This is a genomic window from Sphingobacterium sp. NPDC055431, assembly GCF_053644255.1.
Window position 1 is genome coordinate 102,198 of sequence record NZ_JBSHLH010000014.1, and the last position, 25,834, is coordinate 128,031.

At 38.1% G+C, this 25,834-nt stretch carries 18 protein-coding genes; 10 read left to right on the forward strand and 8 right to left on the reverse strand.

The features are described from left to right. Positions 1 to 206: 206 nt before the first annotated feature. Positions 207 to 749, forward strand: a complete 543-nt coding sequence (locus tag ACWIB3_RS13225) for a hypothetical protein (RefSeq protein WP_454291837.1) — start codon at positions 207 to 209, stop codon at positions 747 to 749. 51 nt (positions 750 to 800) lie between these two features. On the opposite strand, the gene ACWIB3_RS13230 is transcribed toward ACWIB3_RS13225, so the two are convergent. Both ACWIB3_RS13230 and ACWIB3_RS13235 read right to left on the reverse strand, forming a co-directional pair. Next, complete coding sequence (locus ACWIB3_RS13230; protein ID WP_454291838.1) at positions 801 to 2,312, reverse strand: RagB/SusD family nutrient uptake outer membrane protein; 1,512 nt, start codon at positions 2,310 to 2,312, stop codon at positions 801 to 803. 15 nt (positions 2,313 to 2,327) lie between these two features. Continuing rightward, entirely contained in the window at positions 2,328 to 5,402 is a 3,075-nt protein-coding gene (locus tag ACWIB3_RS13235; protein ID WP_454291839.1) for a SusC/RagA family TonB-linked outer membrane protein, read from the reverse strand. A 398-nt stretch (positions 5,403 to 5,800) separates the two neighbouring features. Here ACWIB3_RS13235 and ACWIB3_RS13240 point away from each other — a divergent pair, with 398 nt between their 5' ends. Next, positions 5,801 to 7,975 carry a DPP IV N-terminal domain-containing protein gene (locus ACWIB3_RS13240; RefSeq protein WP_454291840.1) on the forward strand — a complete coding sequence of 725 codons (2,175 nt, stop codon included), beginning with the start codon at positions 5,801 to 5,803 and terminating at the stop codon, positions 7,973 to 7,975. A 152-nt stretch (positions 7,976 to 8,127) separates the two neighbouring features. After that, a complete protein-coding gene (locus ACWIB3_RS13245; protein WP_454291841.1) occupies positions 8,128 to 10,575 on the forward strand; it encodes a TonB-dependent receptor in 2,448 nt (815 codons plus the stop codon). Here the strand turns inward: ACWIB3_RS13245 and ACWIB3_RS13250 are convergent. Further along, complete coding sequence (locus ACWIB3_RS13250) at positions 10,572 to 11,381, reverse strand: AraC family transcriptional regulator (RefSeq protein ID WP_454291842.1); 810 nt, start codon at positions 11,379 to 11,381, stop codon at positions 10,572 to 10,574. The genes ACWIB3_RS13245 and ACWIB3_RS13250 overlap by 4 nt on opposite strands. 303 nt (positions 11,382 to 11,684) lie before the next feature. Here ACWIB3_RS13250 and ACWIB3_RS13255 point away from each other — a divergent pair, with 303 nt between their 5' ends. Then, a complete protein-coding gene (locus tag ACWIB3_RS13255) occupies positions 11,685 to 13,514 on the forward strand; it encodes an alpha-L-fucosidase (protein WP_454291843.1) in 1,830 nt (609 codons plus the stop codon). Between the two features lie 39 nt (positions 13,515 to 13,553). On the opposite strand, the gene ACWIB3_RS13260 is transcribed toward ACWIB3_RS13255, so the two are convergent. From ACWIB3_RS13260 to ACWIB3_RS13280, 5 genes are all read right to left on the reverse strand, one after another. Then, positions 13,554 to 14,225: an ankyrin repeat domain-containing protein gene (locus ACWIB3_RS13260; protein ID WP_454291844.1), complete on the reverse strand. Its 672-nt coding sequence runs from the start codon at positions 14,223 to 14,225 to the stop codon at positions 13,554 to 13,556. 2 nt (positions 14,226 to 14,227) lie between these two features. Further along, positions 14,228 to 15,565, reverse strand: a complete 1,338-nt coding sequence (locus tag ACWIB3_RS13265) for an amidohydrolase (RefSeq protein ID WP_454291845.1) — start codon at positions 15,563 to 15,565, stop codon at positions 14,228 to 14,230. 98 nt (positions 15,566 to 15,663) lie between these two features. Next, positions 15,664 to 16,515, reverse strand: coding sequence for a helix-turn-helix domain-containing protein (locus tag ACWIB3_RS13270; protein ID WP_313259530.1), 852 nt, complete (start codon positions 16,513 to 16,515; stop codon positions 15,664 to 15,666). 68 nt (positions 16,516 to 16,583) lie between these two features. Then, positions 16,584 to 17,699: an acyltransferase family protein gene (locus ACWIB3_RS13275; RefSeq protein ID WP_454291846.1), complete on the reverse strand. Its 1,116-nt coding sequence runs from the start codon at positions 17,697 to 17,699 to the stop codon at positions 16,584 to 16,586. A gap of 19 nt (positions 17,700 to 17,718) precedes the next feature. Beyond that, complete coding sequence (locus ACWIB3_RS13280; RefSeq protein ID WP_454291847.1) at positions 17,719 to 19,743, reverse strand: beta-L-arabinofuranosidase domain-containing protein; 2,025 nt, start codon at positions 19,741 to 19,743, stop codon at positions 17,719 to 17,721. 156 nt (positions 19,744 to 19,899) lie between these two features. Between ACWIB3_RS13280 and ACWIB3_RS13285 the strand changes: the two genes are divergently transcribed. The 6 genes from ACWIB3_RS13285 (at position 19,900) to ACWIB3_RS13310 (ending at position 25,726) form a co-directional block, all read left to right on the forward strand. Next, positions 19,900 to 20,601 (forward strand): ABC transporter ATP-binding protein, encoded by a 702-nt coding sequence (locus ACWIB3_RS13285; protein WP_454291848.1) that lies wholly within the window; start codon positions 19,900 to 19,902, stop codon positions 20,599 to 20,601. After that, positions 20,582 to 21,532, forward strand: a complete 951-nt coding sequence (locus ACWIB3_RS13290; RefSeq protein ID WP_454291849.1) for an HlyD family secretion protein — start codon at positions 20,582 to 20,584, stop codon at positions 21,530 to 21,532. The genes ACWIB3_RS13285 and ACWIB3_RS13290 overlap by 20 nt, the downstream gene beginning before the upstream one ends. Positions 21,533 to 21,536: 4 nt before the next feature. Beyond that, positions 21,537 to 22,670: an ABC transporter permease gene (locus ACWIB3_RS13295; RefSeq protein ID WP_185216588.1), complete on the forward strand. Its 1,134-nt coding sequence runs from the start codon at positions 21,537 to 21,539 to the stop codon at positions 22,668 to 22,670. Between the two features lies 1 nt (position 22,671). Further along, complete coding sequence (locus ACWIB3_RS13300; RefSeq protein WP_454291850.1) at positions 22,672 to 23,949, forward strand: TolC family protein; 1,278 nt, start codon at positions 22,672 to 22,674, stop codon at positions 23,947 to 23,949. A gap of 122 nt (positions 23,950 to 24,071) precedes the next feature. Continuing rightward, positions 24,072 to 24,695, forward strand: coding sequence for a hypothetical protein (locus ACWIB3_RS13305; protein WP_454291851.1), 624 nt, complete (start codon positions 24,072 to 24,074; stop codon positions 24,693 to 24,695). A 353-nt stretch (positions 24,696 to 25,048) separates the two neighbouring features. Continuing rightward, entirely contained in the window at positions 25,049 to 25,726 is a 678-nt protein-coding gene (locus ACWIB3_RS13310; RefSeq protein ID WP_454291852.1) for a DNA alkylation repair protein, read from the forward strand. Positions 25,727 to 25,834 lie beyond the last annotated feature (108 nt).

Sequence of the window (25,834 nt, forward strand, 5' to 3'; positions counted from 1 at the left end):
ATAAATAAAAATAAGCGTACAACAAACTTTTAATTGAGCTAAAAATATCTAATTGCTTTCATACAAACCAACTGTTAAAAAATGCTAACTTTTTAATAATAAACAAGTTATTATGTTAAAAACGTTAAAGAAATTTCTTTTTCAATTACTTTGGAATAATTTTACTGTATAGAAATATTTATCGTTGTAATATAATTTATTTTCATATGAACTATCCGTTATTTTCAACACAGATTCTCTGCTGCGTCCTGAATATCAGTTACGCCCAAGACTCTTTACCTGCAAAAACTCATTCAATCGGAATAGGTCCGATGCTGGGTTATGATTTTTCCCATCATGGTGCTTCCTATGGAGTAGGAATGATCTATGAATACCGACCTTTAAATAAAATAAGTTTCTTTTCAACCTTAAATTATGAGGTCACCGTTCGGGGTATATCCAAAAATGTTCTTTTAACGATGCCTGAAATCTGGAAACATGAGGTTTTTTCCCTGAATGGAGGAATTCGATATTATCTTTCGAAGAACCTATATATTGCCGGATCTTTAGGGTTAGCTTATGAAGGCAGCACCCTACAAAAAGCAGATGGACAAAGGATAGGTCCTGATTTCAAGCCTGCTTTATATCGTTCTTTGTTTGCCGGCTACCAAATCCCATTGATCAATAAGGATATCATCGAGATTGAAACTGGTTTTTCTGGAACAAAAACCTCCAATCGGGGCAGTATGGTCGCACGGTATAAGTTTTAAAAATAAAGAAAGCCGTCAATCGACGGCTTTCTAAATAAACATCTATAACACTTAATAGCCCTTATTTTGCACTAGTTTATTATTATTCCTGATTTCTGCTGTAGGCTTTGGAAACAATAACTCCCGCTCGGTCAAAACTGGACCATAGGAGAATTTGTGACCTACGTAATTGTCGAATTTCTTGGTACTCACATTGAAAGCCTTCCTTAAACGCACCATATCAAACCAAGTGACATTCTCATAGCAGAGCTCATGCCAACGCTCTTTCCAGATAGCTTCTCGAAGTTGATCCTTGGATAAACCGCTCAAGTTTGGAAGTTCTGCCCTTTTTCTGATCGCATTTACCGCATCATATACCTTTTGGTTAGGTCCAGACACTTCATTTGCTGCCTCAGCATACATCAACAACACATCAGCATATCGAAGGATAGACCAATTCAGGTCACTGTTTGTCGTACTTGTCTGCGCCGCCTCATCAAAATGCTTATAAAGGAAATATCCCCCTAAATTGACTTCTTTGCTACGATCAGACTCATGGGTATATTTGGTAAAGAAAAACTGCTTTTCAGCTCGTCGTAAGTCATTTGCATCATAGGATTCCACAAAATCCTTGGTAGCATAGATTCCACCTGTTTCATCTGAATACGCAGATATATTCTTGTTGTAAGGAATGATGGCGACTTGCCAATTGGAGGCAATGACCTGCGTCTTATATTGAATGCTAAAGATATTCTCTACCCCATTTTTCTTTTTGGGATCATGTAGATCGGCATAGGTAGGGAACAATTGATATTGCTTGGAGTTGATGACTTCTTCAGATGCTTTGGCTGAAAGGTCAAAATAAGCTGCCCCTTTGTTCAATGGATAACCGGCCATGGTCAAGTAAACCTTTGCCATCAAGGATTTAATAATTCCCATATTTACTTTCCCACTTTGATCACTCCATGGCAAACCGGAGTTCTCTGCAACTTTCAGATCACTTACTATTAATTCATAGACCTTCTCTACGGTTGCCTGTTCTGGGTAAAGCTGCTCTGATGTCAGACTTACAGCTTCCGTTACCAAAGGGATTTCCCCAAACATCTGCACCAGATTAAAATAGAAAAATGCCCTTAAGAAATGAGCTTCGCCTAAGATCCGTTTCTTTTCAGCTTCATCCATCGTGATTTGAGGAATATACGTAATTGAAAGGTTTGCATTTCCGATACCTTTATAATAGGTCGTCCAATAGTCTAGGCCATAACCATTGTCTGAAGTGTTTCTGAGGTCCTTTACGTAGTAACTGTTTACCGCCTGACCTAAATCTGTTCCCGCCAATCCCGTAGCAAATTCAAGCATCATCCAGGTTCCCCCACCAAATCCACTTACCATTGGGTTTCTTAAATTGGCGTAAATAGCACTTACGGAACTACGGGCATGTTCAGGTTTGGTGAAATAGTTCTCCACCGTAAAATTACTGGGATCGGATTCGTCCAAAAAACCCGAACAGCCTACTATACCTGCCGTTAATATTACGGCTGTAGTTATTTGAATCGTTCTCTTGATATATTTAATGTATTTCATGATTTTCCTGTTTTATTATAATCCAATGTTTAATCCGAATGTAAATACCCTTGGTCTTGGATAATCATATAGACCAAATCCCTGATCAAATGCAGAGCCTGAATTAGAAACCTCTGGATCATAACCCGAATATTTCGTGATCACAAAGAAGTTCTGTACGGAAGCAAAAAAGCGTAGTCGATCCAATTTCATTCTTGAAACTACATCTGGATTCAATGTATAAGAAAGCATTAGGTTTCTACCTCTGATAAAGGAGGCATCTGAAACTTTATGGCTATCGTTATTTGTTGTATAATAGGCATTGATAGGTCGTACCTGTGCAATCGGAGTGTTTTGGTTACTCTCTGTCCAAGCGTTCAATACCGTCTTATAACTGTTTGCTATCCCCTGTCTGTCCTCAGCAGAGTGAATACTGCGATCAATCACGTCATTACCAAACATATATTGCAAATCGATCAATAAGGATAGATTTTTATATTTGAAGGTGTTGGAGAATGTTCCATAACCATCTGGAATCCCTCTACCAATAATGGTTTTATCATTATCATTGATGACGCCATCTCCATTGATATCCTGATATCGCACATCACCCGGAAGCATATTATATTTCTTGGCTTCAGCTTCGTCTGCGCTGGACCAGGTCCCTAGATGTTGGAAACCCCAAAAAGATCCAACCGGCTCGCCTTCTCTGATAATGGTCGCACCACTATAGATATCTGCACCACCAATCAATCTCAAAACTTGGTTTCTGTTGTAGGAGAAATTGAACAATCCTGACCAACTGAAAACATCATTGCCGATATTGGCCACGTTGACGCCAAATTCTATCCCATCATTTTTCATACTTCCAATATTCCTGAAAATGGTTCCATACCCACTGGACAATGGAATCGGGGCATCGAGTAGCATATCGTTAACCTGACGGTGATATACATCCAATTCGAAGTTCAACTTGTTTTGGAACAAACCTAATTCAAGTCCCAGATCGACTTGCTCCGTCCGCTCCCATTTTAAAGTTGGGTTGGCAATTCTGCCAGTTCCTACACCGACCATACGATCACCACCTTGAATGATTTCATAATTCCCCATACCGGCTAATGCGCGGTAGGCTGGGATTTCAGAGTTACCTGTTGCTCCATAGCTCATCCTTAACTTCAAATTGGAGATGCTCTCCGAATCTTTTAAGAAGTTCTCTTCATTGATTTTCCATGCCACTGCTGCAGAAGGGAAAAAGGCATATTGGTTATCCTGTCCAAATTTGGAAGATCCATCCACACGACCAGTAAAGGTGAATAGGTATTTGTTCAACAAGGTATAGTTGATCCTCGTGAAGTAAGAGTTCAAACCATTGGCATTCGCACCTGAAGAAGGTGCATTCATGGTAGCCCCTGCTCCCAAATTATTGAATTGATAGTAGAAATCCGTGTACTTGCTGGAACTGGCATAGGAACCAAAATAATCGGTATGCTGCCATGAAAAACCTAACATAGCATTAATGGAATGAATATTTCCAAAATCTTTTAAGTAGGTAAAATAGTTCTCAAATTGCCAGGAGTTGAATCGTTTATTGTCCACATTGGCAGAACCATCACTTGAAATATATTGCAGACCTGCAGCTGCTGCATAATCTTTCCGTTGATTGATGATATTCGTACCAATCGAGGTACGGAACTCTAACCCATCCATTAATTTTATATTGGCATACATATTACCAATAAAGGGTTGGGTAGATAGGTAATAAAGTCTTTCATCAGCTACACGGATTGGGTTATCCCCACCTTCCATACCTGGATAATCGCGGTTACTTGCCCATCTACCATCTGCATATCGAACAGGTATCAATGGCAATGCCTCAAGTACCTGACGCATCATGGTAATTCCTCCACCGCCCAATTCATCAACTTGCTTATCCTTTTGATCCGTATAGCTCAATACACCACCTACCTTTAACCAATCTTTGATCTCAGTATCAAATACAAATCTTGCTGAATATCTTTTCTGCCATGAGCCATATGCAACGCCTTGTTCATTTCTGTAATTCACAAATCCACCATAAGAACCTTTTTCATTTCCATTGGTAAAAGCCAATTGATGGTTCTGTGTAATAGCATTTCGGAAAGCCTCCTTCTGCCAATCCGTATTGTAAAGCGGTTTGCCATTGGAATCAAAAAGTAATGGGTTGGTCCGTTTGGTTTTAGGATCGGTATATTTTGTACCTGTAGCCCAACCTACAGGGTCAAATTTCTTGGCATTCTCATAGGCTAATTCTTCAACAGCTAAGAATTCTTCTGAACTCAAAACCGGCAATAATTTTGGAGCATACCCTACCCCAACCTCTGCATCATATGTAGCTCTTCCACCTCCAGAAGTACCACGCTTAGTAGTTACAATAACAACCCCATTGGCACCACGGGCACCATAGATAGCTGTTGATGAGGCGTCCTTCAATACCTCCACGGAAGCAATATCATTTGGATTGATATAATCAATCGGTGAACTACCATTCTGTAATCCATCTCTACTCATGATTACACCATCTATTACGTACAATGGATTATTGGTGGTGGAGATGGAACTCGACCCCCGGATCCTGATATTGGCCCGACCGCCTGGACGGCCAGAGCTGGTGGAAACATTTACACCCGTTATTTTTCCTCCTAGGGCTTGGTTCAGATTGGATGCTGGTCTTTCACGCAATGCCTCGCCTTGAACGGTACCAACTGCACCGGTCAGATCACTTTTCTTGACTACCCCATACCCTACAGCTACCACTACTTCTTCAATGGATTCAGAGGAGGTACTCATCTGAACATTGATTTCCGTTCGGTTGTTAACTGATTCGCTATGGGTAATATAACCTATAAATGTAAAGGTCAGGTTAGCATTTGAACTGGTCTTGATTTCATAAACACCATTGGTATCAGTGCTTGTACTGGCATTGCCAGAGCTACTCTTGATCGAAACACCTGCTAAGGGCTCGTTGTTAGTCGAGGTAACTCGTCCAGTAATCGTGAGTTCCTGGGCATATGTCATTTTTGCTAACAAGAAAAATAACAATAAAGGAACACATCGGATGTAGGTTCTCATCATGGTTTTAAGTTTAAAAGGTTTATATTATGTGTTATTTGTTTCTTAAAAAAAACAGGAATACCAGCTCCTAAAACTCTTAACCAAAAACCAATACACGCCCACCTCGCCCTATTTAAAGGCAAATAAATCCCATCGAGTAGAAATCCACTCAAAGCCCACGATTACCCTGGATCTTATATGTAACTTTTGTATCTAATTATTCTGAGTTCGATCTTAATTAGTGTTTACAGGTTATATGGTTAATTGTCTGAGCAATATGTGGTTGTCCCAGTTCAACTTAAAACTAAGATAGTCCTCTCTTTCCGATTATGTGTCCTGTACTATCCTGACTTTTTCCATTTTCTCCCTTCCTTTCCTAACAATTCCTTAATTTCGTCATCATTAAATTTGATTAAACAATGAAAAAGCTACTGGTATTACTATTATTAAGCTCTTCAGTTGCTTATGGTCAAAGAGGTTTCACAATCGATGAAACGGTTTATGGACCAAGCAAGTTTGCTCCTAAAACACTGACTGCAGCAAAATGGATCAAAGATGCAGATGCATTCTCCAACCTGGACAGTACTTACCAAAACCTATTGGCTCGCGAAGCAAAGAATAATTGGAATCCTGTTCAATTGGCTTCAACCAACGATATCCTACAAGCCTTAAAGGAAATAGCCGCAAATGATAAATTCTCATTACGCTCCTTTCCAAATAATTACAAATGGATTGATAAGGAAAACATCAACCTGGTTATCAATGGTGAAAAAAACAGCTATAACATCAATTTCAATGTAAACAGCAAAAAAGCTAAGCTCAATGCGACCCTTCCAAGTAACAGGGATGCTGAGGAATTTAGCCATGCAAATAAAAACACGGCCTACCTGATCGGTAATAATATTGAAATCCTTAAAGCCGATGGCAGCAAAATAACCGTCACCAAAGACACAGTTGATGGCATAGTAAATGGGAGCTCTGTCGTTCACCGTAATGAATTTGGTATTGCCAAAGGAATGTGGTGGTCGCTAGATGACAAAAAGCTGCTTTATTATCGCAAGGATGAAACCATGGTCAGCAAATATCCATTACCGCAATGGGATACCCGAGTGGCCAGCATTAAGGACATCCGCTATCCTATGGCTGGTATGAAAAGTGAGGAAGTTACATTGAACATCTTCAATACAGAAACTGGAGAGTATGTTCAATTGCAAACTGGGGAACCAAAAGAACAATACCTAACAATTGTAACATGGGATCCTTCAAATGAGTTTGTATATGTTGGGGTATTAAACCGAGGACAGGACCATCTAAAATTGAATAAATATGATGCAAGAAGCGGAGCTCTTGTGCAAACTTTATTCGAAGAATCTTCAACTTCTTGGGTTGAACCTCAGGTAGCATTGGAATTCCTGCCAAATAACCCGAATCAGTTTTTATACCAGACCGATAAAGATGGCTTTAACCAACTTTACCTTTATACCACAGATGGTAAACTGATCAAAAACTTAGGTTATCAAGATGTCATAGTAACAGATTTTCAAGGATTTGATGCGAAAGGAAGTAAAGGATATTACATTGGCGCCAGTAATCAGGGAATGGAACGCCATTTATTTGAAGTCGATCTGATATCTGGAAAAACTACCCAATTGACCAGTATCAATGGTACGCATAATGCAACTGTTAGTAGCTCTGGAAAGTATATTTTGGATCAATACAGCAATTTGGATATCCCTAATATCGTTCAGGTTATTGACAAAAAATCTAACAAGGCCGAAAAACTGGTTACAGCAACTAATCCATTCACTGGAAAGGTTAATTTACCTAAAATTGAGTTCAAAACCCTGACCTCAGCAGATGGTAAAACACCTTTGAATGCTAGAATCACCTATCCTGTCAATTTCGATCCCAATAAGAAATATCCTGTGATGGTTTATTTATATGGTGGATCGCATGCGCAATTGGTTACGGACAAATGGCTAGGTGGCGTGGGTTATTTCGATTTATACATGGCACAGCAAGGATACCTTGTCTTTACGATGGACAATAGAGGTTCCGATGCACGCGGTCGTGACTTTACCCGCATAACCCATCGCAATCTAGGTGAAGCCGAAATGGCTGATCAATTGAAAGGTATTGAATACCTTAAATCCCAACCTTATGTAGATGCAGAAAACTTGGGAATATTTGGCTGGAGCTTTGGTGGATTTATGACGAGCTCATTGATGACCAAACATAACGATATCTTTAAAGCTGCAGTAGCAGGTGGACCGGTAATCGATTGGAAATATTATGAAGTGATGTATGGCGAGCGTTATATGGATACTCCACAGGAAAATCCTGAAGGGTATGAAAAAACCTCTATGCTAGACAAGGCTGATCGATTGAATGGTCACTTATTGATTATCCATGGTGCTCAAGATCCTGTAGTAGTTCAACAACATAGCATGGAATTTATCCAAAAATGTATTGAAGCCGGTAAACAGGTTGATTACTTCCTATACCCAACACACGAACATAATGTAGTTGGAAAGGATAGAATCCACATGTACGATAAAATTGCAAAATACTTCAATCTATATCTTAAGAAATAGATTGGATCAAGCCCATTAAAAATCCCTAATACCTAATCGTATTGGGGATTTTTCAATTAATAAAAAGTCGATTTGAAAATATAATGGTATAATTTCCAATCCAATCCATATCCTGATTTTACTTTTCTATTTTTGAAAAAAAACTTAAACCATTGAAAAGGATTATTGCCATACTTTGCTTCATTTTCTCTGTTCAATTTAGCATCGCCCAAACATCAAAAATCTCCGGAACAGTTAAAGATTCACTATCATCAGCTCCAATAGCCTATGCCAGTATAGGATTATTAGATGTCAACAAAAAGGTAATCGATGGAATGATTACCGATACAACCGGTAGATTTCAGTTCACGGACCTGAAAAATGGTCCATACATATTACAGATCAAGTTTATTGGCTACAGTCAAAAGAACAGTTCAATTGAAATAAAGGGTCAAAAATCCATTGATTTAGGAAACATCTTAATTTCTAGTGCTCAGCAAAGTTTAGAACAGGTAACTGTTACGGCAAATATCGCTGCCCAGAAACATAGCAGTGATCGACAGACCTATCAAGCCAGCCAATATAAAAATGCTGTCGGCGGAACTGCTTTAGATATCGTCAAAAACCTTCCTTCAGCATCTGTCGATGCCAATGGAAACATCAGTATGCGTGGGAATTCAGGTGTTATCGTACTAATCAATGGTAAACCAACCTTTTTAGATCCTGCTACCATACTCGGGCAGATTGCTGCCAATGATGTTTCAGAAGTGGAATATATCACAAGCCCTACTGCACAGTATGATCCAGATGGAAAAGGTGGTATTATCAATTTAAAAACAAAGAAATCAGCAGCAAATGGATTCGCATGGATCTTAAACCTTCAGACTGGCTTACCTAGCATCGACGATTATGACAATATCGAAAGTCAAAAACGATTCGGAGGTGATATTTCTTTCCAATTGAAAAAAGATAAGCTGGAACTCAATGGATCTGCCAACTACCTTCGAAATGATAATGCCGGCTTCAGGGATGGTGATGTAAATACCATCATTGGAGACAAACAAACCTTCTTCCCTTCAAAAGGAGAACGTAGTTTTGACAAATACAATTTCGGATTAAGATTAAACGCTGCATATGAACTATCTGAAAAACACAACCTGAATTTAGGGGTTCTGGCTTCAAGAAGATTCCAAGATAGGCTCGCTGATATTCATTATAATAACAGAACTATCCAGCCTTCCAGCGGCGATCAAATCTCCAGCTTAGATTACTTCAATTCCAATCTACAGAACAAACAAGGTGAGTTTTACTTAGTGGACTTTTCTTATCAATATAAAATAAATCCAAGGCACTCCCTACAATTAGGAGCCATCTATGAATTTGCCAACATCTATGGATCCACAAAAAATGGGAATATTGAAAACAACGTCGATACGGTGCAATGGTCCCATAATATCTATACAAATCCATTGCATGGTTTGCGGCTCTCCCTACAACATCAATGGAAATTCGACAATGCAGAATTGATTTCAGGTTACCAACTAAGGAATGATAGGCAAAAGGGAAATTTTGAATACTTTTATAAGGAAAAGGGTGGTCAATACCTTCAAATAAACCCAGAATTCACGGGCCGTTTAAATGCAACCAACCGAGTACATGCCCTGTTTAGCCAATATGATCGGAAATTCAACAACACACAACTTTCCCTTGGCCTTCGTTATGAGTATTATCAAAGAGATCTCCTGCTATTGGACAATAATCAAGAATATCCCTATTCCATCCACCAACTCTACCCAAGCTTTAATCTGATGCATGATCTGGGAGCTGGTTGGTCATGGAAATTAGCAGCTGCAAGAAGGGTGCAAAGAAACAATAACTTTGAGCTGAACCCTATTCCTGAGCGTGAACACTCGGAAACATTGGAACAAGGTGATCCGGAATTATTACCTGAATTCACTACTAATGCGGAAACGGGACTTGTGAAAAAATTAAATGCAGGTAGTTTATTCTTGAATGCTTACTACCAATATACTAAAAATCCAATCCAACGTGTAAACTCTGTTTATGCAGACACGATCTTACGCCGTGTATTTACCAATGCAGACTATGCTTCAAGATATGGTATGGAAATCGGTGGCGAGGGAAAGCCATTGACATGGTTAAAGGTCAATGCTGGTGCTAATATTTATAACTACAAGGTTTCAGGAAAGGTACTGGACTATCAAGAAACCCGAACAAACCAAGACTGGGTGTACTCCATCAATGCTGGGATACAAGCAGATTTTGCTCCAACTTGGAGCACCGGTTTACAGGTCAATTACCTATCCGAAAGACCAACAGTTCAAGGAAAGGATTCAAGGTTCCTTACTCCACATTTCAACCTCAGTAAGGGATTCTTAAAAGGTGCCATTACAGCTCAATTGCTATGGCAGTTTATCGAACTGAATAAGAAATGGGGAGTTAATGAACAAAGAATTACGACCTATTCAAATGATTTCTATACCACGACAAATTACATCTATGAAAAGAATGTCTTTTTGATCAATCTGAATTTCAACCTACATAAATTGAATCAGATCATTAAACTACCAAAAAGTGAGTTCGGTGAGAAGGAATTTTAAGGATCTTGTTTCTTGAATTCCGTGGGTGTAATTCCTGTATAGCGTTTAAAGTACTTTGAAAAATTAGATTTATCAGAGAAGCCTAGCATGAAAGCAATTTCTGAAATGCTGTTTGATGTGTAAAACAATAGCCTTTTGGCTTCTTTGATAATATATCCCGCCAATACCTCGGATGCCGTAAGGTTAACATGCTTCTTACAGGCAGCACTTAAATTTTGTGGACTGGTATTTAATTGGGAAGCATAATGAGCAACATGGTTGACCACTTTTGCCTCTTTGTTAAGCAATTCGCAAAACTTTATATACAGGTTGTTCTGGATGAACTTTGAAGAAATCTGTTGATCAGCATTCTCCAAAACCTTTGCCAACATGGCTTTAAACAACCCTTCCTGTACGATTTTATTATTCTCTGTCGCCAACAATCCTAAGATCTGTTCTATGGCAAGTTTCTCTTTTAAGGAGATTTGGTCAAATTGGACAACCTCTTCCACTAACCTACTGATTTCAAAATCTAAGCTTTGCTCCACAAATAATTTCTTCAGCAAAAGCACATAGCCATCTACGGGATTTTCCAATTCCCAATGATGTACATTATCCCTTCGGATTACCAAGATACAGGGTACTTTCACCTCTCCTTCCCTCCCATCAATATAATGTCTACCGCTGGTCGAAGAAAGGAAAACCAATTCTAAATAACCATTATGTTTATGAGGACTCGTTCGATTTTTAGCTCGATCAAATGCAGCTACTTTTATCAGTCGCTGAGGCTCTAGTTTATCCTTAATGGTTATTTTCTTTCCTTGCATCTTGTGAAACTATTATATTTCCGCTATTCCATCAAATATATTGGAATTCCTTAATTTTTTTAGACATCTAAAAACGATAACCAGAAAATTTAGAAATTCAAAAAAATGAAAAAACTTTTAGACAATGCTCTAGACTTCGCTTTGGTCTTATTCGAGACATATTCGGAAAATTCGGAATATGCCTCGAATAAGACTAAAGTCATCTCAGAAAAATTTGTGAATTTTCAGCTTTATTTAAGCTATTAAAGAATTTATCCGTATCATTATTTGTCAAGTAGAAACTTAAACTTTTTAATATACTTTATGCGCCGCACACTAATCACATTGGCATTAGGGATTTTGATGACACATGTTAATGGGCAAGAAAACAAAAAAGACGTTGAAAGCCCAAAAATGGAATGGTTCGATGATGCTAAATTAGGAATTTTTATTCATTGGGGAATATACTCTGTGGATGGAATATCGGAATCTTGGGCATTTTTCAATAATTATTTGAGTCATGATAACTATATGAAACAACTCCAGGGATTTACTGCTAACAAATACGATCCAAAAGAGTGGGTTCAATTAATTAAAGATTCTGGTGCTAAGTATTCCGTTATTACCACAAAACACCATGATGGAGTAGCCTTATGGGACAGTAAAATGGACCAACCAACTACTATTGCCAAAGACGCTGCTGCAAAAAAAGATGTATTGACTCCATTTGTGAAGGAACTAAAAGCTTCGGGCTTAAAAACCGGACTTTACTTCTCTTTACCAGATTGGAGCCACCCGAATTACGATATCATTACAAGAACCCAAAAAAGGTATGATATCAAGGATGAGCCTAATCGATGGACCAAATTTCAAGATTATTATCAAGGACAGTTAAAGGAATTGTCAGTTGCTTATAAACCCGACCTTATTTGGTTTGATGGAGACTGGGAGCATTCTTCTGAAGAATGGAAAGCCAAGGAAACTTTAGATTTACTTCGTAAGTATAATAATAACATCATTATCAATTCCCGATTGAATAACCATGGGGATTACGCTACTCCAGAACAAGGTATTCCAGTTCAACGCCCTGACCATAGATATTGGGAATTGTGCTATACCATGAATGACTCTTGGGGATACCAGCATTTTGACAAACATTACAAGAGTCCAAATATGATCGTAAGAACCTTGATTGAATGTTTGGCAATGGGTGGAAACTTGTTGTTAGATATCGGCCCAAAGGCTGACGGAACAATTCCTGAAGAACAGGTTGCAATTCTGAAGGAATTAGCAAGATGGACCAAGAAATATTCCGAAGCAATCTATGGTACTAGAGCTGGTCTATCGCAAGATTTAGTAAATGAAAAGAACAGTTTTTCTAAAGATGGTAAAACCTTATTTATCTACCTGGATCAGGTTAAGGATTATGTAGAGATGCAAGGTTTTGATGATAAACCTTTGGAAATAAAGATGCTAGGGACAAACGAAAACGTTCCTTTTGAGTATGAATTTGGCAAATTGAAGTTGCAGATTCCTACAGCTAATTTTGACCCAGTTGCTTCCGTAGTTGCTGTAAAATTCAATAAAAAGCCATCTATTAATCCTCACATCCTACCAGAACCAGTTGGCATTACTGACTTTCTCTATGCGAAAACCCCGCAAGAGTCTATCCGTAAAATTGTGGATATGACCTCAATTGGTGCAAACCTATTCAAAGGTTCTATCAATGATGATGGCAGCAAATTAGCTGAATCCTTTAATTTCCATAGCGAGGAAACTAAGAATTGGGTTAAAAAACATGCTGAAGTTCTCCAAGATGCAGCTAAAGGAATCCCAGCAAATCACTTTAACGGAAAAACGGCCTTATCCCCAGACAAACAAACGCTATATCTATTTGTGGAGGGTAAACCTACAGGTCCAATTGCCATCAAGGGATTGAAGAACAATATTGCGAGGATCCGTATTGTTGGTGAAGGGTCTATGATTGGCCATGAGATTTATAACAAGCTATATTGGAGTGCTACGCCTGGAATAGTTTATATTGATATTCCTAAGGATAGATTGGATAAAAATACAACTGTAATTGCTGTTTTGCTCGATAAACCTATTGAATTGTTCTCTGAAGAGGTAGGAGCTATAGAAAGTAATCTCTAAATATGGAAATCTAAATAATAGAGGGATAAATCTTTCGATTTATCCCTCTATTATTTTAACGATTTCTTTGAATCCCCTGTTTTTGGCATGTTGAACTGGACTTATCCCATCTTTATCTGGAATATCCATTCTAGATCCTGCATCCTTTAGGATTTGAACAATCTCTTGGTATTTTTCGGTGCCATCTCCTAATACGATTGCCTCCATTAAGGCTGTCCATCCTAATCTATTCACATGATCGATAGGATATCCCTTAGTATTTGCCAATAACTTGACAGTCTCCACATGCCCCCGTTCACACGCTGGAATCAATGCCGATCCATGGTAACGATTGAACACATCAAACCTAGCTCCATTTTCTAAAAATAATCTGAGCATTTCCGTTTGACCGGTTGCACCAGCATACAGAAATGGACTATCCAGATTGTCAGCTTGTTGGTTAACATCTGCTTTATAGGAAACCAACAACTTTACCATAGGTAAATCTTGGTTTATCGTAGCAATCAATAGCAAGTTCCGTTTATTGGCATCTATCGTATTTACATCTTGTCCAGCTTTCAATGCGGTTTCCACGGCCTTTACATTTTTACTTTCCACCATTTTCACTAATCCTTGTTGATCCACGATTTCTAACTCCTGTTCTTTCTTTGTTGAGGCCTGGCATGAGGAAAATCCTAATGCAAGGCATAAACTCATTGTTAATGCTTTCATAATCAATAAACTACCTTTCCATTATAAATTAAAGATTTAACTTCAGAAACCCTTGAAACTGCTTCAGCTGAACAACTGGCATCAATCAGAACCAAGTCTGCATTATCACCCGCCTTTGGCCAAAGTTGATTTCCTTTGTCGTCTAATGGTGTGATACCTGCAGTCGCTAAGCTCAACATTCTTGATAAGGCCAATTCAGTTGAGTAACCATATAATTGCGCTGCCAAATTTGCCTTTTGCAAAACACTTCCTGAACCAAAGGTATTCCAATGGTCGACTATGCTATCATTACCGACCATTACTTCTACCCCTTTGTTCATTAAGGTAGGTATTGGCATGATTAATCCTCCAAATGGAACCGTGGATATTATTCCCACTTTTGCTTCAGCTAATTTTTCGGCTAATTCTTCTTGTTTTGCTTGGTCAATTTTTCCTAAAGCAAAACAATGGCTCAAATAAGTTTTTCCTTTCAGGATTGGATTTTCATTAACCTTTTTAATCAGGTATTCAATGGTCTGCACTCCGGAATCACCTGTTTCATGGAGATGTATATCAATTCCTTTTTGATTATCCAAAGCCAATTGAACGGTAAAGTCCATAGTTTTTTCGATAGCTCCATCAATACTGAAGGGATCAAGACCGCCAATAAATTCAATATCCATTTTAGCAGCTTCTTTTAAATATGGAACAGAGTCGGTATAATAAACTCCATGTTGAGGAAAAGCTACCAATTCAGCTCCAAAACCATCTTTTTTATGGTCCAATGCCTTTTGGAGGTTTTTTAGGGAATCTAATTTCGATGTGGGTTCAATATTGACATGGCTCCTTGCAAATGCAGACCCATGGGACTGTAATAACTCGATCAGTTTCTCCGCTTTGAAGGTTGAGTTCTTCAATAGCTCCGGCATGATTTCCTGTTCCAGAGCAATCATCCCCTTCACTCCTCCTTTCCTTCTTTTTACGGCCTGCCAATTAGCACCATAATAAGTTTTATCAAGGTGAATATGCATATCTTTAAAGGAAGGCAACATCAATAGTCCTTTGGCATCAACTGCATCGGGATCATTCGTATTGGCACTGATATTTTTGATTTTTCCATTTTCGATATCTACGGAAAAGAGATCAGTTTTTGTAGAAGCCACCTCATCTTCAAAATATTCAAAACCAGTTTCAAGCCTTACATTTTTAAGTTTAAGATTTTTCATGTTTTTATTATAGTTGATGGATGGAGTCTCACTAGCCGTCTTATCAGCGTTTGCAGCAAACGCATTTGTTCCAAATGCTATTCCTGCAACGCTCATGGCTGAATTCCGTAAGAAGTCTTTTCTTGAAAGTTTCATATTCAATTAATTTTGAATGAGCTATTGTGATCTATAATACAAAGGTAGGATGATCTAGTTCCAATATCTTGGAAATTACATCCAATTTCTTGTAAATTTTATAACTGCGAACGAAATTGACTTGGATTTAAACCTGTTTGGTTTTTGAAGAAGTTGGAGAAATAGGCATGGTCGGAGAAACCGAGATCAAAAGCAATTTCCTTAATACTTCGCTCAGAAGTTTGTAATAGCCGTTTTGATTCGAGAGTAATTCGCTGATGGATAAGCTTATTTGCTGATACCTTAAGATTCTTCTTACAAAGGATATTGAGATAATTAGCACTGATGTTTAATTGTTCTGCATAAAAAGTAATCGATTTCTGTTCCTTGTAAAATTTATCAATAAGCCAATTGAACTTAGCCAATCGTGGATTGGTTTGATAGACCTTAAATTCCTCAATATCAAATTCGGCCTCCTTGCTCACTAATGCGGCTATTACAGCGGCACGTGCAGAGATCAATTGGTTGACAGGTTGAGTAAGCAACAGTTCATCTCGAATCGCATTGAACTCATATAGCAATTTTTCGAAAGCTTCATTGCTGAGCCTGATAACAGGATGGTTCTGATAATTTGTAAAAGAATAACGAAATGCTGGTGCAAACTGTTCAAGAAAGGTTTTGTCAATCATGAGCTGGTATCCCCTTGAACCCTCCTGGATATGCCATTTATGGATCTGTTCGGGAAAAAGCACATGGACTTCCCTGTTTCCGATGAAATAATCAACAGAATCGATGTTGTGGATTCCTGATGCATGATCAAAAAGGATAATAATGAAGAAATCATGCTTATGGGGTTTCTCAATTATCTTTTCGCCAAGGATTTCATTGAAGAGCAATTCTTTTTTACCAGCGAATTGCTCCTCACGAAAACCATGCATATCAAGAGTAGGAATTACATTTTTGTCATCCATTTGATTTCCTCAGAAAAGATTAAGTAACCTAAAATTAAGGAATAGCAAACGGAATCATCTGTTCAAATCTAGATTTTGACAAAAATCCCTCTTTTGTACAAGAAAATAAGGATAAGTAAGACAATAGAGTAATTCCCGACGGTCAGGATCAAATGGGCATATTCTTCATAGTGTTTTTCTAAACCAAAAGTCAAAGAATGAACCAGGCTCCTGAAATCAATAACTTCAGCCAATCCATAAGCAACGATGGAATTCATTCCATAAACTTTTAACCAGCGAAAGGGCATTTTTATATGCTTGACATCAATCACATAATAGAATATGGCCATTAATAAGATACATATTCCACCTGAAAACAGGGTCATGCTCCCTGTCCAGATTTTCTTGATGATCGGTTGTTGGAATTGCCATATTAAGCTAACGGCAATACAAACTACACCTGCTATGATCAATTTTATGGTTGTTCCATTTGGGTCTTTATCTTTGCCATCCTTTATTACTTTACCAGTGAGGCATCCCATCAAAACTGTAACGATAAAGGTTAAGCTACTCCAGATCCATGTATATTGATAATGTTCAGAAAACACCCATTCATCGCCTTGCCATTTCACTCCATCCATGAAATTTTGAAGGAACATTTTGTCGAGATAAATGGCAAAATTATAATTGGGTTCATAACCTCCCCAAGTAGACATGGGGATAGAATAAATGATCAATAAGGACAAACCCATACCTATGAGTTTTTTGAAGCTGAAATGAAGATAAGCCAAAGAGGTAATTAGATACCCTGTTGCGATAGCTTGTAAGGTGTTGGAATATAACCTTAATACCTTCCAGTCAAAGGCCAAGAGATTACCCTGAACAATCATTCCAATGATCCACAAAATCAGAAATCTCCTTATGATGTGCCTGTAGACTTCGGGGCTATCGTTTCCGATTTTTCTATCTAAAGAAAATGGGATGGTAATCCCTGTCATAAAGAGGAATAAAGGCATAATGAGATCCCAGAGTCTAAAACCTTCCCAAGCTTCATGTTCAAACTGGGTCAACATGCTGTGATATGCAGGGTTGTCCCATATTTGCCCAACTGACATCAGAACAGGCTGTAAAAAAACCAACAGAAACAGGTCCAATCCTCTGAGAATATCAAGGGACTCTAATCGTTGTGAAGGGATAACTTTCATAAAATAGGGTTCAATAGGTTTATTTTCTAAGCATAGGAAATTGAGAAATCCTTAGGGTGGTACAACCATATGGAATCAAACGGATTTCAACTTCTTTTAAATCATTGATATTTAATCCATACATATCGGCTGTCGGCATAGGTCCTGCCATTCCATTAAATAATTTCCAAAATGGCAGCTGTCTAGCTTTTACTTTTAATTCAATTGGTGCATTTTCACGGTTCCAAGGATAAGTTTTATTGGCATTTTCCTTTTCAGAAACCTGAAATAGCGAAGCCATTTCATTTTTGTTGAACAAAGGCAAACCGTAGTTCCATTCAGCCGTTGGCCGGACCTCAATAAATGAATCTCCATAGGCGACCTTTTCTTTGTCTTCAAGGAACACCTCTTTCTCTTCACCCGGGATATCCAAGGCATATACCAATGGACCTCTTTCTATGGCCCGAGATCCTTCGTGATAGGTCTCAAAGTTGAATTCCATTGGAAAGTCCAGAGTCATGACTTCGTTGTTTTTCCAGGCTCTATTTATTTCGATTACAGAACCAGGTTTTGTATCTACTTTGAATTCTTCGCCATTGATCAGGATTTTGGCATTTTTTGTCCAAGTGGGAATCCGAAGCTGATAAGGAAATTCAATAGCACTTTCTCTGTGATTAAATGTAAGGTTTATCCTGTTTTCAAATGGATAAAAAGTCTCTTGCGAAACTTGAACAATTTTTCCAGCCTGGCCAACTTTTACAACTGCAGATGAAGGTGCATAGATCATGGATGCAATTCCTTTATTTGCTGTTGCATAATAAAGGTTTTGCGTGAATTTGGGCCAACCTTGATGCATATTGGAAGTACAACATGGGTAACCCGTCAAAAGTCCAAAAACCACATCGGTCCCTTGATGATTGACATCAAAATTGTACATCTGTCTAGTGATTTGAACCTGATTGGCCTGCTGAAAATATTGACGGCGCATAAAATCATCTGAAATCTGGGTTGGCAAAGCATTGAATGCTACTTTTTCTAAGTGTTCTGCAAAACCAACATCTCCGGTTATTTCCAGCATCTTTTCCAAGGAAAACATCAATTCAACTGCTGAACAGAGTTCCGATCCCTGCGTCGGGTTACTACCATGCAGGGCCTCATCCCCACCGTACATTCCTTGCGCCTGACCATTAAATAATTTAATGTCAGATAAGCCCTGTTTCACTGCGGCCAGATGTTTTGGGTCTTTACTTTGTTGGTAAAAAATAACTGGTTCTTTCAGCCCTTGCGCTAAATTCACGCAATGAATGCTTCTAAAAGTAGCCAACATATTCCGCTGAATGAACTTTTGGGTAAAATCAAAACCTTGGGCATGCAAGATATCTGCGAGTTCCAGCAATTTAGGGTCTTCCGTAATGTTGTAAAGCCAATAAACAGCCTGAAGATTATCGGCTGAACGGTATTCAGCCCAAAAGGTCCAATGTCCTAGTGGTTTCTCTTCTAAGGTTCTAAGTTGATAGTGAAAATATTTGGTAAAGAGGTTTACTACCCTTTGATCTTCAGTTGCGGAATAATACTGTTGCAGTATCTTGAGCATGACCATCTTAGGCCACCAATCATGTGAATTGTCGCGCTGAATTCCTGGTTCATGACCATAATCCTTCGCAGGTCCAAAATATCCATCTTCAGATTGGCTTTGCAAGGCCCATTCCACCCAACGTTGCGCTTTTGCTTTTAATCCCTTATCATTTAACTGATATGCTAAGGGCAATAATCCATCCACCCAGTAAGGCCCTCGCTCCCATTGATCACCATCTCCCCCAAGCCAGCCATTTCTGTCTCCCATGACTAGTGGATAGAGCTGATCCAATTGTCCTGTAGCTCCATTTTTCTGGGAATTCAGCATTTCTTTCAACCAACCCTGAGGTTTTATTGCTCCCAAAGGCAACTCCATAAAAGGTTTCTGGATGAGGGGCGCTTTATTCTGTTTATAGGGTTGAGCTTGAAGATGAACACTTCCGAATGTCAATAGAAAGGCACATAAAGACAAATTGATTAGTTTATTCATGGTGTTAGGTTTATTTGAGATAAATCCACAAGGACATTCCTTAGCATGAAGTTAAGGCTTTTTTAATAATCATTTCCCATTTTAATAAAGAAATTAGCTTTTGTTTTTGGCTTTAGGCTATTTCTTGGTTATTTTTAAAAACAAAGCTGGAAAAGCATGCCTGAAGAAATCGTTCGCCTGGAAAACGTTGAAAAAATATATCAAACTGGAGACACTAGCATTACTGCATTGGCTAAAAGTAGCCTAAGTTTTGAGTCCAACAAATTGACCTTAATCATGGGGCCTTCCGGTTCTGGAAAAACAACTTTATTATCCATCATTGGTTGCATCATATATCCTAGTTCTGGAAAGGTTTTCTATAAAGACAAAGAGGTAACAAGTCTGTCGGAAAACAAACTTGCAGATTTAAGGTTGCATGATATAGGTTTTGTATTCCAGCAATTCAACCTTTTGGAGCCTCTCACTGCTTTAGAAAACGTGATGCAGCCCCTTTTACTGCAAGGAGTGGATAAAAAGGAAGCGAAAGAAAAGGCAATAACAGCCCTAGAAGCGGTTGGTCTAGCCGATCGCTTGCACAACCTGCCCAAGAAATTAAGTGGGGGCCAAAAACAAAGGGTTTCCATAGCGAGGGCCTTAGTGACCAATCCAACCATGATTTTATGTGATGAGCCAACAGCATCTTTAGATGCAAAAAGTGCAGCCATTATCATGGAGGAACTCAAGGATCTCGCGCAAGAAGGTAAGGCAGTAATTATTGTCACACATGACCTAAGATTGAGAAAATTCGCTGATCATGTCATTTATGTAGAGGAAGGAAATGTTTCAAACAGTATTTGCAATGAGGAAGATTATAAATAGGTTAAGCATTTTTGGTTGTTTCATGATTTTGACTGCTTTAATTGGTTGCAAAAACGAAAAGAAGAAACAAGAAGAGCAGGAGAAAGCGAAGTTGTCTGCAATTTACGGCTCAGTCATTGCAATCGGTAAGGTATTACCGGAAGGTGGTTGGGTACAGATAAGTTCACCGATCAGTGCCGAGGTCAAGGATATAATGGTCAAAGAAGGTGATGTAGTGGAACAAGGACAGGTCTTAATGACCTTGAAAGAAAATACGGAGGGATTAGATCTTGCACAATCACAAAGCCAATTAGAGAGCCTAAAAGCTCAACATCAAGCAAGTATCAAGGATTTGGCCAAGCAGGAAATCATATTAAAAGAGTTAATGTCGAAATATGAAACGTCTAGGTCCCTTTTAGCGAAAAATGCAGAAACAAGGGAAAATGTAGACAAAGATCTTTCCAATGTCAAGCAACAGGAAGAATTAATTTCAGGTTTAAAAAGTCAGATCAGGGCCAATCAAGCTACGGAAAAAGAACAATCCATCATCATTGCAAAAAATAGACAAAGCTTAAAAGACTATCAGGTTACAGCTATCAAGAAAGGAATAGTATCTGAACTAAACGTGGAGATTGGCCAAACCATCAATGGTACAGCTGAATTAGGGAAAATAGTGGACAGTGAAAATATAATCATTGAGGCCGAGGTTGATGAATTATTTGCGGATAGCGTAAAGATCGGACAAACTGTAGACATCAACTTTGTGGGTAAACCTGCTGTCATCGGAAAAGGAAAGATTGTCTATTTGAGTCCTACCCTAATGAATAAATCCATATTGTTTGAGACGGCAAATGAGGCAGAAGATCGAAGGGTTAGAAGGATTCGCATAGAACCTGAGGGCAATTCTACTCTATTGATCAATTCTAAAGTTGAATGTAGGATAAAATTGTGATAGCATGTTGGGATTAGCTTGGAAATTTATTCGTTTTGATCGGGCCAAAAGCTTTGGAATAGTCACTGCAATCGTGATCAGTGTATTTCTCATTGGACAACAGTTAAGCCTCCTATTTTTTCTGATGGGTTTAATGGGAAACTTGGTTAACAATGCGCCCGTTGAAAAAGATGATTTATGGATAATTGAGTCCCAAAGCAGAAATGTAAATTCCATAAACAGCATTGATCAGCGATCTGTCCAAGAAATCGGCAGCTTAAAAGGAATAGTAACAGCAACTCCCATTATATTAGCCAATGCGCAGGCCACTTTTCTGGATGGCAAGACTGCTGCAGTCACTTTAGTTGGTGCACCAGCCCCAGCATTTCTGATGGGACCTGAGGTAAATAAAATTGATAGCGGCTCAGTTCAGGATCTGTTACAGCCATACGCCGTCAGTGCAGAATATTTTAATGCAAGAAGTTGGGAAACTTCACTATATCTTAATAAACCAATTGAAATCAATGGCAAGAGTGCAAAATTAGCGGTCATCACCAAAAATGCCCAGGCATTTGGAGCCAGCTTTATGTATACGACTTTAGAAAATGCAAGTTATTTTGGAAACTTCCCGAATGATAAGGTCAGTTTAATCATTGCCAGGCTTGCCGAAGGGCAAGATAAAAAGGAGATGATCGAGGTAATCAATCAGAACTTTCCCCATTTAAGGGCTTGGGATGCTGAAAAACTAAAATCTTCGACAGTCAAGGAAATCTTGGTCTCATCGAATATGGGGATGAGTTTTGGCACATTAGTGGTATTCGCCATGATCTCTGGATTTTTCATTATTGGCCTCACATTATATTCTTCTGCATTGGACCGGATCAAAGACTATGGTACCTTAAAAGCAATTGGAGCTAAAAACAAATTTGTAAACCGCCTGATCATTGCGCAAGCGTTTCTTTATGCAACCATTGGATATGCTGTAGCGATGTTATTGATCTATGGGTTTAAGTTTGGGGTTGAAAAAAGCGGATTAAACATAAATGTAAGTATACCATTTGCTTTGTTTTTGCTTTTGGTAACCATGATAATATCCATTGGGGGATCTCTTTTTGCCGTTAGGAAAATATCAAAATTAGAACCCGCATCAGTTTTTTAACATGAAGAAATCTATCTATCTTATTTTACTTTTAATTGGATTTACCTTATCCGGAAATGCCCAGAGTCTGAGCATTTCGGATCTGTGGAACTATATAGGTCAATCGAGTAATCTAAAAGTTAAGAAACTGAATAAAGAGGTTCAGGCAGCCCAATTGAATGTAAGGAGGTCTGAGCGATTTCCAGTAATTTATGGCGACGCCAATTTGCAGAGGAATCTAATTATTCCAACGACGCCAGTTCCTGCAATTGCCTTTGACCCCAATGCAGAGGAAGGTGCTATATTACCATTGAAATTTTCTACAAAATGGAATTCCAAAGCTGGTTTACAATTGGAATGGAACCTTTTCGATCCTAATAGGAAGAGCCAACAACAGGAGGACCTGATCGCTTTAGAGAAAGCCAAGGTGGAAGAATCTTTAGCAGAGCAGGATTGGAAGATCAATTCTACCCTGGCCTATGCTTCGATTGTTTTAGCAACCGAACAATATCAATTTGCCCTTAAAGATTCCGCTCTATTTGAAGAGATCAACAACATCAATAAGGAAAGATTTTTGGCAGGTAGAGGAAGTTCTGAAGATTACAGTCTTTCACAGCAAGAAGTACAAAGAAAAAAGATCTTGATGCATGAATCATGGTCAATTTTAAAAGAGGCAAATTTAGAATTAGGCAGGTATTATCCGCTAGATTCCATTAGGGTGCTGAGCAACAATATGGAAGAAATATTAATGGAGTTGGGTGCTTTTGAAAAAAAGATCTATGACCAACAGCTGGTTGAGCTTGACCAGCAATTATCCATGGTTCAATTAAAGGGAATAAAGCGACAGGTTCTACCCAGCCTGTCATTTAACGCTTATTATGGGGCTCAGTATTTCAGTAATTCCTTTAATATTATTGACAAAAGCAATTGGTATGGCTATAGTTATGCAAATCTGGGTTTGAGAATTCCAATTTCAGCATATTTTAGTAATAGCAGCGCCATAAAGAAAGCTGAACTCAGTGAAAAAGTTTATATACAACAATTGGAAGACCTTCAATTGAATGATGAAATCGACAAAAAACAAAAACAGGAAAAAATCATTTTTTCAAAACAAAAGATTGAAAGTCTAAATAGAATCAAGGACCTAGCATTACAAAACAAAGAAGAAAAGTTAGCCGCCTATCAGGCGGGCAGAATACTATTAATTGACTTCAACAAAGCCAATAGTGAATACCTAAAATCATGTCAGGACATTTGGCAAGCTAAATATGATCTTTTGAAAATAATTTTGGAACAATAAGTCAGCATTAAAAGCTTCAATAAAATTCAGCAATTATTTTATTATCAACATTTTATTTCTATTTTTAAGTGAGCGGCCCTTCTTTTAGCGGTCTATCAAACCATTATTAATTTAAGAAAGCCATGAGTACAATTATTAGTATAGTTATCATCGCTATAGTCATTATTGTTCTTATAGTGAGCTGGATTACTGGTAAGTCAACTGCGAGTCGGCCTGAATTTTCCGAAAATGATTATCCCCAAATAAATAATGATAAAGGTATCCTAGTTGAAGGCCCAATTTACAATGAGGTCCAGGCAGCCTGCATGGATTTTTGTGAGATGATCAACGAAATGGAATACCATGTCATCATCAAACTTATTCGGATTGACCCCAATACATGCTTGATTCTGTTCCCTTATGAAATTGATTTCAAACATTATTGTTATCTATTAAATTATCTAGAATACCCTTTGTACCTTCAATATAATGCTAAGGTTACGGGTTGGTTGACCTCTAAAAAAATGGACCTTTGGATAGATAACCGATCCGCCAATAAGAGAATAATGGTATACAATTCTGCCAACAAAAACAATGCAGACACCGTATATTTTACGACTATGGATCAAATTGGATATGTCGTTGAATTTAATTCGAATGAAAAAGCCAAAGAGATGCCAAGCCCAATAAGACGCTTCGAATCTTGTAAGCGATGTGTTGAAGATTTAAATATGATAAAAGGAGAACTGATTGTTTCAAAAACATAATCTACTGAATGACAAATTGTACAATACCTTTGAATGTCAGATTGTCAGCAGACTTAAAAATAAAATAAATAGCAATGGATTAAGATGTTTTTATTGGCATTCAACAAGAAAATGTTAAAAATAGTTAAACGAAATGTTAATTTCCATTTCGGCACAGACATTGAATATATATAATCAAATTTCATAATTTAGGTTAATAATTGGTTAGTTAAAACTCCTTAGGTTCCCCGCCTAAGGAGTTTTTTTATGTTGTGAATCAATCTTATTCAAGATTTCTTATTTTTACGTAAGATGAAATGGTTCATACCAACATCTAATCACAGGAATTACCACATTAAACTTCCTATAAAGACATGGCAAAGATGACCAAACAAGAAGTTCTTGAGGAATTAAAGTCCTTAGGATCTGAAAAACTGATAGCTCAGAATAAAAAAAGAGGTGCAGGCGATAATCAATACGGTGTGAAAATGGGTGATGTCCGTAAGATAGCTACTAAGATTAAAAAGGATCAAGAACTTGGCCTTGAGCTATGGGAGACCAACAACATGGAAGCGCGATGTGTAGCCATCCTTATTCTTGACCCTAAAAAATTAAGTAATGCACAATTGACGGCGATGGTTTCATCAGAGAAATTCACAAATGTTATTGATTGGCTTTATAGTTACCTGGTTAAAGACAGTTTAGACAAGCAAACTCTAAGATTAGAATGGGAAAAAGCTGATAATGTCATGTTGCAGCGACTAGCATGGAGTTTGATTTCCGGAAATATAGCGAGGAATCCTGAATTGGAGGAAAGCCCAAAATTATTGGATTATATTGAAAAACATATGCTCGAAGCAAAACCTGAAATACAATGGACCATGAACAGTACCTTGGCTCAAATTGGCATAAAGCAACCTCAATATAGGGATCGTGCTCTTGCAATCGGTCATAAATTAGGTGTTTACAAGGACTATCCAGTATCTAAGGGCTGTACCTCTCCTTTTGCGCCAATTTGGATCGACTATTTTGTAAGCAGAGAAAAGCAATAAGAAAGGTTATTAATTTAAATTTAACAATAGGTTTATACCAGATCGAAATAAGGTGGTTGGAAATGCTAATTTTCAACCACCTTATTTATTTTATTAAATAAATAGAAA